The organism is Peptostreptococcus sp., assembly GCF_977045075.1.
This window is the reverse complement of sequence record NZ_CDRRTB010000002.1, coordinates 21955-37319: the sequence shown is the minus strand read 5'-3', so window position 1 is coordinate 37319 and position 15365 is coordinate 21955. Positions and strand designations below refer to the sequence as shown.

At 36.1% G+C, this 15365-nt stretch carries 14 protein-coding genes and 2 pseudogenes; 1 reads left to right on the top strand and 15 read right to left on the bottom strand.

From position 1 onward, the window contains the following. Nucleotides 1-93: 93 nt before the first annotated feature. From ACW6OJ_RS00490 to ACW6OJ_RS00420, 15 genes and pseudogenes are all read right to left on the bottom strand, one after another. On the bottom strand, nt 94-582 hold the full coding sequence (locus tag ACW6OJ_RS00490) for a DUF2628 domain-containing protein (protein ID WP_293429242.1): 489 nt from the start codon (nt 580-582) through the stop codon (nt 94-96). 13 nt (nt 583-595) lie between these two features. Next, nucleotides 596-2491 (bottom strand): ATP-dependent zinc metalloprotease FtsH, encoded by a 1896-nt coding sequence (ftsH, locus tag ACW6OJ_RS00485; protein WP_455103861.1) that lies wholly within the window; start codon nt 2489-2491, stop codon nt 596-598. A 10-nt stretch (nt 2492-2501) separates the two neighbouring features. Further along, nucleotides 2502-3389 (bottom strand): 4-hydroxy-3-methylbut-2-enyl diphosphate reductase, encoded by an 888-nt coding sequence (ispH, locus tag ACW6OJ_RS00480; RefSeq protein WP_455103860.1) that lies wholly within the window; start codon nt 3387-3389, stop codon nt 2502-2504. Nucleotides 3390-3414: 25 nt separating this feature from the next. Further along, nucleotides 3415-4044 carry a lysophospholipid acyltransferase family protein gene (locus tag ACW6OJ_RS00475; protein WP_293432666.1) on the bottom strand — a complete coding sequence of 210 codons (630 nt, stop codon included), beginning with the start codon at nt 4042-4044 and terminating at the stop codon, nt 3415-3417. Then, nucleotides 4044-4703, bottom strand: coding sequence for a (d)CMP kinase (cmk, locus tag ACW6OJ_RS00470; RefSeq protein ID WP_456095454.1), 660 nt, complete (start codon nt 4701-4703; stop codon nt 4044-4046). The genes ACW6OJ_RS00475 and cmk overlap by 1 nt, the downstream gene beginning before the upstream one ends. A gap of 74 nt (nt 4704-4777) precedes the next feature. Beyond that, nucleotides 4778-6025: an NAD(P)/FAD-dependent oxidoreductase gene (locus ACW6OJ_RS00465; RefSeq protein WP_456095453.1), complete on the bottom strand. Its 1248-nt coding sequence runs from the start codon at nt 6023-6025 to the stop codon at nt 4778-4780. A 15-nt stretch (nt 6026-6040) separates the two neighbouring features. Further along, nucleotides 6041-6691, bottom strand: a complete 651-nt coding sequence (locus ACW6OJ_RS00460; RefSeq protein ID WP_304083656.1) for a histidine phosphatase family protein — start codon at nt 6689-6691, stop codon at nt 6041-6043. Between the two features lie 90 nt (nt 6692-6781). Beyond that, a complete protein-coding gene (locus ACW6OJ_RS00455; RefSeq protein WP_456095460.1) occupies nt 6782-7672 on the bottom strand; it encodes a MurR/RpiR family transcriptional regulator in 891 nt (296 codons plus the stop codon). 147 nt (nt 7673-7819) lie between these two features. Continuing rightward, nucleotides 7820-8551: a pseudouridine synthase gene (locus ACW6OJ_RS00450; protein WP_456095452.1), complete on the bottom strand. Its 732-nt coding sequence runs from the start codon at nt 8549-8551 to the stop codon at nt 7820-7822. A 57-nt stretch (nt 8552-8608) separates the two neighbouring features. After that, the gene (locus tag ACW6OJ_RS00445) at nt 8609-9283 is read right to left on the bottom strand and encodes a hypothetical protein (RefSeq protein WP_456095451.1); all 675 of its coding nucleotides are present in this window, start codon (nt 9281-9283) and stop codon (nt 8609-8611) included. A 604-nt stretch (nt 9284-9887) separates the two neighbouring features. Beyond that, a complete protein-coding gene (locus ACW6OJ_RS00440; protein ID WP_456095450.1) occupies nt 9888-10304 on the bottom strand; it encodes a YjdF family protein in 417 nt (138 codons plus the stop codon). A 187-nt stretch (nt 10305-10491) separates the two neighbouring features. After that, a pseudogene (locus ACW6OJ_RS00435) lies at nt 10492-11338 on the bottom strand (MobA/MobL family protein); the annotation flags it as partial. A 2-nt stretch (nt 11339-11340) separates the two neighbouring features. After that, nucleotides 11341-11565: pseudogene (locus ACW6OJ_RS00430) on the bottom strand (ISL3 family transposase); the annotation flags it as partial. Between the two features lie 169 nt (nt 11566-11734). Further along, on the bottom strand, nt 11735-13123 hold the full coding sequence (gene gltA, locus ACW6OJ_RS00425) for an NADPH-dependent glutamate synthase (RefSeq protein ID WP_314495328.1): 1389 nt from the start codon (nt 13121-13123) through the stop codon (nt 11735-11737). After that, complete coding sequence (locus ACW6OJ_RS00420; RefSeq protein WP_456095449.1) at nt 13123-14016, bottom strand: sulfide/dihydroorotate dehydrogenase-like FAD/NAD-binding protein; 894 nt, start codon at nt 14014-14016, stop codon at nt 13123-13125. Before ACW6OJ_RS00420 ends, gltA begins: the two co-directional genes overlap by 1 nt. A gap of 382 nt (nt 14017-14398) precedes the next feature. On the opposite strand from ACW6OJ_RS00420, the gene ACW6OJ_RS00415 reads away from it, so the two are divergent. Then, nucleotides 14399-15253 (top strand): sulfurtransferase, encoded by an 855-nt coding sequence (locus tag ACW6OJ_RS00415; RefSeq protein WP_456095448.1) that lies wholly within the window; start codon nt 14399-14401, stop codon nt 15251-15253. Nucleotides 15254-15365 lie beyond the last annotated feature (112 nt).

Below are 15365 nucleotides of genomic sequence, written 5' to 3'. Positions count from 1 at the left end.
CTTTCTAGCAAAAAAGAACCACTAATATAGTGATTCTTTTTCATTTATAGGTATTCGTTACCTATATTATAGTCTATATTTTCTATATGGGTCCTATAAGAATATGCCCACTGCATATAGGAATATTGTTCCTCCTACCCAGCATCCGGCTATATATCCATCTACCCCAGACTTATCTGTCATAAACTTGTGCCTAAATTTAACAGCAACCTCATCACCCTGCTTCTTTAGCTTGTTAACATGCTTGTAATAGTCATGAACTCCATAAAAACCTGCACGAACATATAGGCCAAATGACAGGATATAAATACCAATCCATAAAGGCTGTCTCATTACAGATGCCACCATGGCAAGTATTACCTGAAGACCTATTATGCTGGCCCCCTGTAAAACCATCTTGCGGTATATATACCAATAAGGAGCAAGTATCATGGCATGAAGGTTGAATACCTTCTTGTCTCCTCCCTTATCAAAGGATTCAAATATTGGTTTGTAGTAGTCTAGATTCTTTTCTACCAAATCATCCCTTTCAACAGGCTTGGCATAGGACTCAAATTTCAATTCTCTTTTAAAAGCTTTCATCCACTCTAACTCCTTAATTATTTTCCAGGTCTGCTTTTTTAGCAGATTCCAATTGCTGGCTAGCCTCTATAAAGTCAGCCTTTTTAGTTATTATATAATTATTATCAAGTATATCCATAAACTCATCACCAGTGATGGTTTCATTTTGTAATAAGTATTCGGCTATTTCATGTAGCTTGTCTATATTTTCCATTAAAATATCAACTGCCCTCTGGTGACAATCACTGATTATATTAATAACAGCCTTGTCTATATTAGTTGAAGTTTCAGGTGAACAAGCCAGCGAAGTATCTCCACCTAGGTAGGCATTGTTTACAGTTTCAAGAGCCACCATACCAAAGTCATCATCCATACCAAACCTTGTTACCATAGACCTAGCAAACCTAGTCGCCATCTCTATATCATTTGATGCGCCTGATGTCTTGGTATTGAATATAACCTCTTCAGCTGCACGTCCTCCTGTATAGGTAGTTATCTTGTCTAAGGCCTCTTCCTTAGACATTAGGACCTTTTCTTCTTCGTCTACCTGCATAGTATAGCCAAGGGCACCAGAAGTTCTTGGTATAATTGTTATCTTGTGGACTGGGGCTGAATGTTTACCCATGGCTGCTACTAGGGCATGTCCAACCTCATGGTAGGCAATTATCTTCTTTTCTCTTTCGTTTATAACAGCGCCCTTTCTCTGATAACCAGCTATAACTGTTTCAACAGACTCTTCCAAGTCCTCCTGAATAACTTGCTTCCTACCCATCCTTACAGCCCTAAGGGCTGCCTCATTTACAATATTTGCTAACTCTGCTCCTGAAGCACCTGATGTTGCCCTGGCAACCTGGTTATAATCAATATGCTGGTCTACATTTACATCCTTGGCATGAACTCTTAATATGGCCTCCCTACCATTTAGGTCTGGTAGTTCAACTGGAACTCTCCTATCAAATCTCCCTGGTCTAAGTAGGGCCTTGTCCAAGGATTCAGGCCTATTAGTAGCCGCTAATATTACTACTCCTATACCATCTTCAAAGCCATCCATTTCACTTAAAAGCTGGTTTAGGGTCTGTTCTCTTTCGTCATTGCCTCCAAAATTGGAATCCCTCTTTTTACCAATGGCATCAATTTCATCTATAAAAACTATACATGGTGCCTTCTCCTTGGCCTGTTTGAATAGGTCCCTAACTCTTGAAGCACCCATACCAACAAACATCTCAACAAATTCAGAACCTGAAATTGAGAAAAATGGAACTCCTGCTTCACCTGCTACTGCTTGGGCAAGCAGGGTCTTACCTGTACCTGGGGGTCCGACTAAAAGTGCCCCCTTAGGCATTTTGGCACCTATCTCTGTATACTTGCTAGGATCATGTAAAAAGTCAACAATCTCACTCAAGGCCTCCTTAGCTTCATCCTGACCGGCAACATCATCAAAACTTACACCTGTAGTCTTTACATATAGCTTGGCATTACTCTTACCAAATGACATGATTCCACCTGAACCACCCATTCTCTTACCCATGCTGTTTAGTAAGTATCTTCCCAGCATCCAGAAAATAAGGAAAGGTAGGACCCAAGACAGTATAAAGTTTAAGAAAGGAGAGTTTTCTATAGGTACTTCCTTAGAATACTTGGCTCCTGATGCATTGAGGGTCTTTACTAGGTCTGGATCATCCATAACACCCGTTACATAAACCTTCTTGCTATCCTTTTTAGGTGTGAACTTGATTTTCTTGTCTAGAATAGTTACAGTGTCAACCTCTTTCTTTTCCAACATCTGGACGAAGGTTCCATAGCCAACCTGGGTTACCCTATTCTTTTCTACATTAGGTATCAAAATTGTATTAAACAACAAGATAACACCTAATAAAACTGCGTAAAACCATATAAAATTTAAATTGGGTTTCTTGTCCTTATCATTCATCTTAAATCACCTACAATTCTTTTAAAAAGTCAATAACTTCCTCTATTATCCAATCTGGAGTTGAAGCACCAGCTGTTATACCAATGCTAGTATATTTTGCTAACAGTCCTCTATCAAGGTCTTCCTTAGTCTCAATAGAGAAGGTATCAACTATTCCTTGGCATATCTTTACCAATTTCTGTGTATTTGAACTATGCTTGCCACCAATAACTATCATTAATTCAACCCTTTTGGCTAGGTCTCTAGCAGATTCCTGCCTAACCCTAGTGGCTGAGCAAATTGTATTTTCTACCTCGTAGCTGATGCCCAAAGAAGCAATATATTCAATAATTGCATCAAACTCCTTTTCATTCATGGTAGTCTGTGCAACTATAAAATAGTCCTTTTCGGTATCAAAACTTATATTATAAATATCGTCTAAATTTTTAGCTATTATAGCTGAATGGCTCGACCACCCATTGATACCTATAATCTCTGGGTGATTTTTATCACCAATTACTATTAGTTGTTTACCATCCTCATAGCACTTGTTAGCTAGGTAATGGATTTTTCTTACAAAGGGACATGTTGTATCTATTATCGGTATACCCTTTAATTTGGCCTCATCATATACAGACTTGGATACACCATGGGACCTTATTATCATTTTCCTACACTTGCCAGTACTTGTATTTTCTTGAGATTTTTGACCTTCAATCTTCTCTAGCTCTTCGATTGTATCAACGGTCATCATACCTTTCTCTTCATACCTAGCAACTGCCTGCTTATTGTGGATTAGGGGTCCTAGGGCGTATATAGAAAGCTCATCACCCTTGTCAAGCTCATTCCAGGCCATATTCATAGCCCTTTTTACTCCAAAACAAAAACCTGCATTATCCGCAATCAATATATTCTTCAATCTAAATCACCAACCGTTATTCCTATTAATTATTTTTGGTCTCTATTAGCTTAATACCATCCTTGTTTTCGTTAAAGTTGTCTATAACCTTGTCAAAAACCTCTTGGGCAATTTTAGGATAGTCTTCCTTGTCAACTTTACTATTATAATACTTTGACATATCTATAGGCTCTCCAATGACTACCTTGACCTTAGAAAATAGTCTGTAATTCGTAATTATGCTCATGGGTATTATATCAGCCTTAGATTTTATAGAAAATAGTGCTACACCTGGCTTAGCAGGTAAGAATGTATTCTGGTCTAGACACCTTGTTCCCTCAGGGAATATACCCAATACCCTACCATTTTTAATCTGTCTAAGTATTTCCTTAACAGTAGATAGGCTAGGATTTGCTCTGTTTATTGGTATAACCTCCACCTTCTTAAGTAGGGCCCTTAAAATAGGAATCCTAAATAACTCTTGTTTGGCAACTGGTATAATCCTCCTATTCTTAACCGCTCCTATCATAAATAGGGGGTCAAAATAGTGCTTGTGGTTAGCTATTATGATATACTTACCTTCATCAGGTATGTTTTCCTTTCCAACAACCTCTATCCTATAAAAAATTGCCAATAGAAACCTTAATATAGAACATACAAAATTGTAAAATCTCATTATTCACCAATCCTTCTCACCATATCAGATATATAAGTCACAACCTGATCAATCGTCATAGACGTCGTATCAACCTCTATGGCATCATCAGCCTTTACTAGTGGGGCAACATCTCTAGTAGAGTCAATATAGTCTCTCTTTTTTATATCTTCGATAATCTCTTCTAAAGCAACACTCTGACCCTTGTCTATCAATTCCTGATACCTCCTTCTTCCCCTCTCTTGGGCTGAAGCATTCAAGAAAAATTTATATTTTGCATCAGGAAATATATGGGTTCCAACATCTCTACCATCTAAAATAACATCTGACCTCTTGCCAATTTCCCTCTGTTTTTCCATTAAAAACTCTCTTACCTGAGGAATTTTTGCTACATCAGAGACCCTAGAACTGACTTGGAGAGTCCTAATTTCTTCATTAAGACGCTGACCATCAAGGTAGATATGGTTGTCAACAAAATCAACATCTGTCCTTGAGCATAGGTCAACCACTCTTTGAATATCATTAACATCAATGTCTTCTTTAATACACTTGTATGTAATTGCCCTATACATAGCTCCCGTATCTATGTAATTAATACCCAGATTTTTAGCAATCAACTTCGAAATAGTACTTTTGCCAGCACCTGCTGGTCCGTCTATAGCAATTACTAAATTTTCCATATTTATACCTACTTTCCTTTTTAGCTATTTTGTAATTAAAGTATATATATACAACCTTTATTTTCACTTAGCTCTTAAAACTTTTCTGCAAGTGACCTGCCAGCCAAATATCCAGTTGAAAATGCTATTTGTAGATTAAATCCTCCAGTAAGGGCATCCACATCTATCATTTCTCCAGAAAAATATATACCTGGATGAAGCTTTGATTCCATGTTGGTAGGATTTATCTGCTTGTGGGAAATTCCCCCAGCAGTAATCGTTGCAATCTCGATACTAGCTAGACTCTTTACTGTAAAGCTGGTCTGCTTTATAGAAGATATTACCAGATCTATAGTATCCCTTGTCATATTGGCAGTAGTTTGCCCTAGTAGGTCTAGCCCTGTTTTTCTACCTACCTCTTGTATAAGAAGCTTGGTAAAGTTATTTGGAAGGCTACCCTTGAGGTTGGCCAATATGGTCTTCTTTCTATCCTTAATAGCTAATTTGTATATTTGGTCCCTGGTCATGCCAGGAAGAAAATCTATGTAAATCAGCCTATCAAAAGGCCTGTTATTTATATAGGAAGATATCTTTAATATTACTGGCCCCCCCAAACCCTTGTGTGTAAATATAAGGTCTCCAATAAGTTCCTTTTTTCTTTTACCTATCGGGGTCCAAACTAAGACGTCCTTTAGGGATATACCTGCTAGGTCTTTAGACCAGCCTTCCTTCACCTCGATTGGCACAAGACCAGGTCTCGGAGTAACAATATCATAACCCTTATCTTGAAGAAGTCTCATTACAGACCCATCAGACCCTGTTTTTGGAAAACTAAGTCCTCCTGTAGCAAATAATAGCTTGTTAGAATTTAAAATGTAGTCATTAAATTTTACAATTTTAATCTCAGCACCAAGACCTATATCATTCACCTTACTATCAAGGTAAAGATCAATCTTAGATGCTCTTATTTTTTCATCTAGGACTCTTATTAAATCCTGGGCTCTTCCCGATCTAATATATACCTTTTGATCATTACCTGATTCTATGCTGTAATCTAAACCCAATCCCCTAATAAAGTCCTTCAAATCTTCATTTGTGAAGCCATAGAAGGATGAGTAAAGGAATTTATTGTTGTTAACTACCATATCAAAAAATTCATCTATAGGTCTATTATTGGTGAAATTACACCTGCCTCCACCAGTAATGGCAAGTTTTTGGCCAATAGACTTACCCGAATCAACTAGGGCGACCCTTAATTTGTCATTATATTTCTTTGCTGTAAGGGCTGCCATTATCCCTGCAGGCCCTGCCCCAACAACGACTAAATCATATTCTTTCTTCATTTTAATCTCTCTTAATTACTCAAGTGGGCTTTGTATCTGGTTAAGGTCCAAAAATTCACCAGCTTGTAGGTGGTTTACATCATTCATCTTAATTACTACAGGTCCGTACTCCTTAAATTCAACAATATTAAGGGCCGTATTGTCCTGCTTAATCCTATAAAGGTTAGAAAGAGGAGCCTGTAAAAAGCTTAGTAGCATTACCCTAACAGTAACTGAATGAGAGACTAATAGTATGTGCTTGTCCTTGTATTTTTCATTTAATTCCTCTATTAGCTTGTCTTCTCTTTCTTTCACAATATGAAGGGTTTCGCCACCCGGCATCTTGGCTTTATCTGGCTGATTTCTCCATAGATGTAAAAGTTCAGGATACTTTTCCTTTATCTTCGGGATTGGCATACCCTCCCACTCGCCAAAGCCCATTTCCCTAAGGGCTGGTGTAGGATTGACATCTAAGCCCAACTCCACACCTATAATATCTGCTGTCTCTATAGCTCTACCTAAATCACTACAATAAATTAAATCTATAGGATACTCCTTTAAATGTCTTGCCAAATTTATTGCTTGAATCTTTCCAAGTTCTGTCAATGGTGAATTTCCGTGACCCTGAGTTCTTCCTTGTGTATTCCAAAGAGTTTGACCGTGTCTTACTAAATAATATGTATTCATTCTAACCTCCAAATAAGTCCTTTCTTATACATAAAATAATAACCTAATATCTCTATTAGGTTATTGAATTACTTATATTAATTGTCTTGTCTATTCGTATATTCCATATTTTTCCCAGATATCCTCTAGCTCTTTTAGATAGGACTTAACGTCATCCTTTTCTCTTATAGCTATCCCCATAACAATAGCATTTGCAACACTAAAAGCAGGTACTAGAGAGTCTATAAAGGAAACCATATTATTCCTAACAGTAACAACTGTATCTGATATTTTGGATATAGGAGCATTAATACTGTCTGTAATGGCTACTACCTTTGCCCCTCTTTCCTTGGCGAAGTTTACAACCTTATAAGTTTTCTTAGAATACCTAGGGAAGCTTATTGGTATAAAAACATCTCCCTCACTAATCTTTGTCATCTGTTCATATGGTTCACCCATATCCATCCTTATTATAATTACATTATCAAGTATATAATTCAAATAATAAGCCAAATACTTGGCAACGAAAATAGAACTTCTTAAGCCCATAACATATACCTTCTTAGCATTTATAATGGTATCAACTGCTTCTTCATAGGAGGCCTGGTCAAGATGTTCCATGGTATCTTTAATATTATTTATATCATTCTTAAATACGTTATTAAGGATCATTTTGTCAGATACATAGTCTGCGTCTGACATTTCAACCCTCTCTACTGTCGTTAACTTTGTTTTGATTAACTCCTGCAGGGCATCCTGGAATTTTGGATATCCACTAAAGCCTAAAGCCGTTGCAAACCTTACAACTGTAGATTCACTTACACCTACTGTCTCACCTAGCTTTGAAGCTGTCATGAAAGCTACCTTAGGATAGTTATTCATCGTGTACTGGGCCAAAAGCTTTTGCCCCTTACTCATAGTCTTATACCTTACTTTCATTATATGCATGAGGTTGTTTAATTGATCAACATCTCCCTCATTTAGGTTACTGTCATTGGACATACCAATCTTTAGTTCTTTCTTTGTTTTTGTATCATTTGTATCAAATTTCATAAAATACACCTCTAGACAAATTTGTATAATTTACTACTACAATTATACAGTAAAAATCAATAATTTTCAATAAAGTCAAAAGTTTTATAAGTACAATTAGTCCCTATTATTTGTAGCATTTTTAAGATAATTTACTTCATCCTCCGTAAGATGTCTATATTTGCCAACTTCAACATTATTTATGTTTATCTTACCCAAGGCTACCCTCTTTAAATTCATTACTGGGTGGTCTATAGCATTAAACATTTTTCTTACCTGACGATTCCGGCCCTCATGTATAGTAACCCTACATACTGAATAGTTCTTCTTAGGGTCTGTTTTTAATACACTTATCTTAGCCTTAGCTGTAATATAATCTTCTATCTCTAGCCCATTTTCAAAGTTCTTGAGATCTTCATTAGTTGGTATACCCTTGATTGATGCAATATAGGTTTTACCAAACTCATGTTTTGGGTGGGTAATCCTATATGTTAGGTCTCCATCATTTGTCATCAGTAAAAGTCCGCTAGTTTCGTAGTCTAACCTTCCAACCGGATATATCCTTTCTCTTATATCACTTACTAGGTCCATAACATCCTTCCTACCAAATTGGTCCTTAGAAGAGGTAATGTAACCCTCGGGTTTATTAAGTAGGATGTACACCAATTTTTCACTGGCTATATCGATCTTTTTTTCATCAAATTCAACAATATCATTAGCTTCATCAACCTGATAAGCTAGGTCATATATAACCTGACCATTAACCCTTATCCTACCCTCAGTCACTAAATTTTCAGCCTTTCTCCTTGATGCTATACCAGCATTGGCTATGTACTTGTTAATTCTCATACCTATATTTCTCCATTTCAAAAAGCTATCTCATAATGAAATAGCTTTTATACACAATTAATTTCCTGTTTGCTCACCTGCTGTACCTGTGGTAGCGCCCGCATTACCTTGTGTAACCTGACCTGTGCCACCAAGACCTCCAGTATTACCGTTATTTACATTGCCACCTTGGTTAATTTTTCCGTTGGCATTATTATTGTACTTTCTTTGACTATTAACATTCTCATTAGAATTGTTGTCGTCATTTTGATTCTTATACTTGTTGGAATACTTATTGTAGTTGCTTCCATAAGTGGAGCCACTAGCATATTTATTTTTATTCTCTTCTGCAGACTTCTTGGCATTCTCTTTCCTAACAATTACTGCTCTTTTCTGCTTATCATACTCATCCTTAACCTTAGCGAGCATTTCCTGGGCCTGACTCTTTATCTTGGCTGATCCAGAATTATCATTCACAAGGTCTTGAAGCTCTATTATAGCTTGCTCATAATCTTTTCTTTTTTCACTTTTTGTTGCCTTCTGTAGCTTTAAAGCCTGATAATACATACCTCTTGCCTCTGTATTGGCTTCATCCTCATCTAGAACCTTAGATAGGTTAGACATAGCCTTGTTGTACTCACCGTCCTCTATATATTTTCTAGCATCGCTCATTAACTGACCTGATTCAGTAAATCCACAACCGCTTAGGACAAGTGTACATAACAACAAAATTGAAAGTATCTTCTTTTTCATAATAACCTCCTATTAAGGTACATACTGCCTATTTATACAATTATACCATAGATAAGTCAATAAGTATAGAAATTTAGTTATTTTAATATTCTCTTAGTTGTCAACACATATGTTACACTTTGAGAAATACTCGGATACTATTTCATTAGGACTTTTAAAATTAAGACTGATCTTAGCTGTGCTATTATATCTTTGCATATGCTTTTTTACAGCCGTTTTCAGCTCTTTTTCACTTCTAAATATTTTTCTACCATAGAGTATTTTCCCATCTTCTCAATGACTTCGTTCTACTTTTCCATTTTGCCATGGTGAATATGGTCTTGTCCTTTTTATCTTCATTCCCAAATACACAGCAACTAATTGGTATCTATCTCCATAGCTAGGAAATCTTGCACATTCTTCCGGCACATATTTGATATCCACCTGTACTTTATCGCCAGGGTATCTGCCATCCATTCTTTCATACTTTGTGTAGCTTTTACGACGTATTTTCAGCTTTATATAGCCCCTCTTTCCGTTTTTTAGGCAAAGAAAAAACAGTAAAACTTTTTTGATTTACTGTTTTGGTGATTAGCGATAATCCTCTGGTACAAATAGCTAATTACTATTTGCCTCTGTGTTTTTGTTTGCGTTTTTCTTGTTTTAATTCAAATTTTCTTTGTTTCTCCAACTCTCTTCTTTGTCTAATTTTGGTTTTTCTTTCCAATTTCATTTCTTCTCTTTGTTGCTGCAATGACAATTGAGATTTTGTACCTATCCCTATTTGTTTACCTTGTTTTCTTGCCTCTCTTTGCAATCTTTTAGGATTAGCATTTTCTTTTTTAACCTCAACTTCTATACTTGAACTAAATTTTAAATTACTATAATTTTTCAAAATAAAATCGTACACTTCATAATCTTTAGGTTCTGCTCCAAACACCACTCTGCATACCGATAATTTATTTTCTTCTATACGCTCAAAAACACCTACCCAAAAAGGATCATCAAAAAAAACTGTTAATTTCCCTGTTATTTTTTCCATAACAGACCCTCCTTAATACTTTTATCAAAGAATGGACAACCCGGAGGGGAAGGTTACTTACCTAAATAAAATATCATTTAGACGACTGGGCTACCTACCAGTTCTAATACACTTTAAATAAATGTATATTGCGTTTTTATCTTTGAATTAAATTTTCTATTTTATTATATCATTTTTTTATCCTTTCTCACAGTCCTAAATCTTTGCTCTTGCTTTGTGTTAGTTCCTTATTCTGTGTCTGTAACTGCTCTATACAGGTCTTAACTTTTTCAGCATGTTCAATTTCTTTTCGTAGGTCTATGATTTGAGAATACAGACTGTCTTTTTCTTTCCTCAAAGTTATTACTTCTGATTTCCACTTGGATATATTTAAGGTCTTGCTTTCTCCTAAATGCTCTTTCAAATATTTCTTAGAACTTTCAAATAAAATAATCTCTGCCGTATGCTCGTTATAAAAATATTCCTGTTTACTTTTCTTTAGTTTAGTATAGGCTTTGTAGGTATCTTTATGCTTCAAATATTTATCTGCTTGGTCGATAAGCTGTACTTTACCATCTATTTTCTTTTCAGTTTCTTTAATGGCTCTTGTGGTCTTGTAATTCTTATCTCTTAATGCCGATATACTTTCCTTTAGTTCAGATAAGGAAGAAATGTTTTTCTCTTTAAGGAATTGATAGCTTTCAACATACTTTTCTAAATATGTGTTATTGCTATCTGCTTTTTTATGGATAAGATTTTCAAAAACGGATAGTAGATTTTCTTTTGGCGGGAAGGTGGACCTTTGTATTTTGAGTTTCTGCTTTTTCTTCTTTTCCAATTCCCCTTATCCAATTTAACAAGGCTTTTATTCTTCTTGAGATTTCTTTTAGTATCTTGTTTTGATGTTTTATTTCTCGGTTAATATTTCCTCTGTCGGTAGTTAAGCCTTTCTTCTCCATTTGACTTGCCGATACTCCTAAATAAATGGTCGGTATTTGCTCTATACCCTGTCTTTGATAGGAGCGATGGTCAACTTTGTCTTGTATGCTGTTTTCTTATTAACCCTATTAAAAAGTATTTTTACAGTCTGGTTCCCATTTTTAGTTATGTCATAATTTTCATTGACTATATCACATTTAGGGCAGCAAGCTGGCCTATATGAAAGCTTTCCCCTTAAGACTGTATATTCTATCCCCTTAATGTTTTCTTTTTCGTTACCTAAAATTACTAAATTTTTATCGTTAATTCCCAAGATTTCTGTTATACTAGCATTAGAACACATATCGTTTCTCCTTATTATTTATTTTTCGCGATTTAAATTATACATGAGATTTGATGTGTGTTCCTATTTTTTTGCAAAAAATTTAGCGTTGGAAGAGAATTTTCTCTCACCAACGCTAAATATTATACAACCTATATGCTTTAACTATCTAGATGATGTGATAGATTTCCTATAGGTATTTTTCCCTTAGATATTTGTCCATGGCTGCAGCAGCTGTCCTGCCCGCACCCATAGCCGATATAACTGTTGCTGCACCAGTAACAGTATCTCCTCCTGCATAGATACCCTCAAGTGATGTCAGACCGTCATCATCAGCTACTATACATTTCCTCTTATTTACATCAAGACCAGGAGTTGTAGATGCTATAAGTGGGTTAGGTCTAGTTCCTAGAGACATTATTACCATATCAACATCTAGCTCAAACTCAGAACCTTCCACCTCAACAGGTCTTCTTCTACCTGATTCATCTGGCTCACCAAGTTCCATCCTTATGCACTTCATGCCACATACATTTCCATTTTCATCAACCATAATTTCAGTTGGATTTGTAAGTAGGTTAAACTGTATACCCTCTTCCTTAGCATGGTGTACCTCTTCAACCCTGGCTGGAAGTTCTGATTCACTTCTCCTATATACTATATGGGTGTCCGCCCCAAGTCTTAAGGCCGTTCTGGCAGCATCCATGGCAACATTACCCCCACCTACTACTGCTACCTTTTTACCAACCCTAATTGGTGTATCATAGTCATCTATATAGGCCTTCATTAGATTTACTCTTGTAAGGAATTCATTGGCTGATAAGACACCATTGGCATTTTCACCAGGTATACCCATAAATGAAGGTAGACCGGCCCCAGATCCAATAAATACAGCCTTAAAGCCTTCGTTTTCAAACATTTCATCTATTGTAATTGTCCTACCAACTACAACATTATTTTCTATCTTTACACCCAATTTTTTTATTGAGTCAATCTCGTAGTTTACAACCTTTGTCTTTGGAAGTCTAAACTCTGGTATACCATAAGTTAAAACTCCACCAGACTCGTGAAAGGCTTCAAAAATAGTCACGTCATAACCAGCCTTAGCAAGGTCACCAGCACAGGCAAGACCTGATGGACCAGACCCTACTATAGCTACCTTAATGCCATTCTTTTCTATATTTCCACTTAAGTCTATGTCATTTTCCCTAGACCAGTCGGCAACAAATCTTTCCAACTTACCTATGGATACAGGCTCACCTTTGATACCTACAACACACACACCCTCACACTGTGATTCCTGTGGACATACACGCCCACACACTGCTGGAAGTGAGCTAGACTTTGCTATTACCTTCGCTGCTTCTTCAAAGTTACCTGCCTTTACCTCTTGGATAAAATCTGGAATGTTTATACTTACAGGACATCCCTGGACACATCTAGGATTTTTACAATTTAGACATCTCTGGGCTTCTTCCTGGGCCTCTTCAGAATTATAGCCATAACATACTTCCTCAAAATTAGTTGCCCTAACCTTTGGATCCTGTTCTCTAACGGGTACTTTTGTCTTAATAGCCATTAGTGCTTACCTCCTATCTGACAATTTGGACTAGAGTGAGTAGGTCCATCTTGCTCTCTTAAGGTCTTTCTACCCTCTTCACTCTTAAACATCTGCTGTCTTTTCATCGCCTCATCAAAGTTTACTAACCAACCATCAAACTCTGGTCCGTCAACACAGGCAAACTTGACGTCGTCGCCAATACTAATACGACAGGCTCCACACATACCTGTACCATCAACCATAATAGTGTTCAAGCTGACAATTGTTGGTATATTTAGCTTCTTAGTTGCTAGACATGCAAACTTCATCATTATCATAGGCCCAATTACTATTGCCTGGTCATATTCCATGCCCCTATTAGTCACTAATTCATCTAGCATAACTGTTACATTACCATGGAATCCATAGCTTCCATCATCAGTACACATATAAAGGTTCTTTGCCACCTTGTCCATCTTATCTTCAAATATTATAAGGTCCTTTGTCCTAGCGCCTATAATTACATCTACATCTACCCCATGTTCATGAAGCCATTTAACCTGTGGATATACTGGTGCCGCACCTACTCCACCTGCTATAAATATTATTTTTTTCTTCTTTAATTCATCGATATCTTCATAGATAAACTCACTTGGCTGACCAAGAGGACCAACAAAATCCTTAATAGAATCTCCAACTTCTAGCTTGCCCAACTTCTTACTAGAAAAGCCTACAACCTGGAAAACAATGGTAACTGTTCCCCTTTCCTTGTCGTAGTCAGCTATTGTAAGCGGCATTCTCTCCCCTTTTTCGTCTATTATAACAATAATAAATTGACCTGGTTTTGCTGAGTGAGCAACTCTTGGAGCTTCAATGTCCATTAAGTATACAACATCGTTAAGTTTTTTCTTCTCAACTATTTTGTAGCTCATTATAATATACCCCCTGTTTCATAATATATTTTTTATTCTCAATAGATAATACGTAAGCGAAACATAAAAAATCCAACCGTATTTAACCCTAATTATACACCATATTTACTATATTTTACAGGTGTTTTATAAAAAATATGACCCTTATTAGGGTAAAATTATCCTTTATAAGCCCTACAATGTTTAAAAATATGGGCAAGTGGAAAATGTTTGTTTTCATATGATATAGATAAATTAATTAATTTAAAAATTATCAATATTAGGGTCTCATATTGTATACATAATAAAACAATTATGTTATACTCAAGGTAAAGGGGGATTAAAACTAATCCAGTTTTAATATTATTCATAAATGATATGTAATTTAAAAGGAGATGTTATTATGAAAAGACTTATTAGTGTTGGAGAATTCTTTGAACTACAGAAGAGTGACAAAAAGCTTGTTGTTCTTGACTGTAGGTTTGACCTAATGAACAAGACTTATGGTATTGATTCATACAAGGAAGGACATATTAAGGATGCTTACTTGATTAATATAGAAAAGGATCTGACTGACCCAGTTGGCCAGCACGGCGGTAGACATCCTTTTAAGGATCGTAACCAACTAAAGGCTATCATAGAGGGCTTTGGTATAGACAATGATACTATTGTCGTTACATATGATGATGGAGACCTTCAGGGTGCTGGTAGACTTGTCTTCCAGTTAAACAACCTAGGTTTTTACAATGCCTTTGTTTTAGATGGTGGTCTAATTGCCTACAAGGCTAATGGTGGCCAGATAGAAACTGAAGAAAGAAAGCCACAAAAATCTGATAAACCTTTTGACGTAAAAATTGATACTTCTTTCATGGTTGATATGGAATATGTTAAGTCTAAATTATATGATGAAAATACAATATTAATAGACTCTAGGTCACACCCAAGATACCTAGGTCTTGAAGAGCCTGTTGACAAGGTTGCTGGTCATATACCTAGCGCTAAAAACTATTTCTTTATGGATAACTTAAATCTAGATGACATGACAAAGTCATCATATATCAGTGATGAAAAGCTAAAGGAACGCTTCAAAGAACTTGATCCTAAGAAGGAAATTATCCTTTACTGTGGTTCTGGCATATCTCTAATGGTAAATGCTCTTGCCCTTGACAAGATTGATATCCCTTACAAGATTTATCCAGGTAGCTACTCAGATTGGATAAGCTATGACGATAATAAGATTGCTACAGGAGAAGAGTAAAATAAAATCATAGACTAGGTCAATTGCCTAGTTTTTAAGAAGAGGTAGACACTAGTTTATAGACTTGTGGTCTACCTCTTTAATATATAGTATTTTTATCATAAAAATACCA

Coding starts and splice junctions, on each gene's coding strand:
- ACW6OJ_RS00440 (WP_456095450.1), bottom strand. CDS start 10,304: ATGGAAAAAATAACAGGGAAATTAACAGTTTTTTTTGATGATCCTTTT.
- ACW6OJ_RS00450 (WP_456095452.1), bottom strand. CDS start 8,551: ATGAGAATTAACAAGTACATAGCCAATGCTGGTATAGCATCAAGGAGA.
- ACW6OJ_RS00415 (WP_456095448.1), top strand. CDS start 14,399: ATGAAAAGACTTATTAGTGTTGGAGAATTCTTTGAACTACAGAAGAGT.
- cmk (WP_456095454.1), bottom strand. CDS start 4,703: ATGGAAAATTTAGTAATTGCTATAGACGGACCAGCAGGTGCTGGCAAA.
- ACW6OJ_RS00460 (WP_304083656.1), bottom strand. CDS start 6,691: ATGAATACATATTATTTAGTAAGACACGGTCAAACTCTTTGGAATACA.
- ACW6OJ_RS00420 (WP_456095449.1), bottom strand. CDS start 14,016: ATGAGCTACAAAATAGTTGAGAAGAAAAAACTTAACGATGTTGTATAC.
- gltA (WP_314495328.1), bottom strand. CDS start 13,123: ATGGCTATTAAGACAAAAGTACCCGTTAGAGAACAGGATCCAAAGGTT.
- ACW6OJ_RS00465 (WP_456095453.1), bottom strand. CDS start 6,025: ATGAAGAAAGAATATGATTTAGTCGTTGTTGGGGCAGGGCCTGCAGGG.
- ACW6OJ_RS00445 (WP_456095451.1), bottom strand. CDS start 9,283: ATGAAAAAGAAGATACTTTCAATTTTGTTGTTATGTACACTTGTCCTA.
- ACW6OJ_RS00490 (WP_293429242.1), bottom strand. CDS start 582: ATGAAAGCTTTTAAAAGAGAATTGAAATTTGAGTCCTATGCCAAGCCT.
- ftsH (WP_455103861.1), bottom strand. CDS start 2,491: ATGAATGATAAGGACAAGAAACCCAATTTAAATTTTATATGGTTTTAC.
- ACW6OJ_RS00455 (WP_456095460.1), bottom strand. CDS start 7,672: ATGTCCAATGACAGTAACCTAAATGAGGGAGATGTTGATCAATTAAAC.
- ACW6OJ_RS00475 (WP_293432666.1), bottom strand. CDS start 4,044: ATGAGATTTTACAATTTTGTATGTTCTATATTAAGGTTTCTATTGGCA.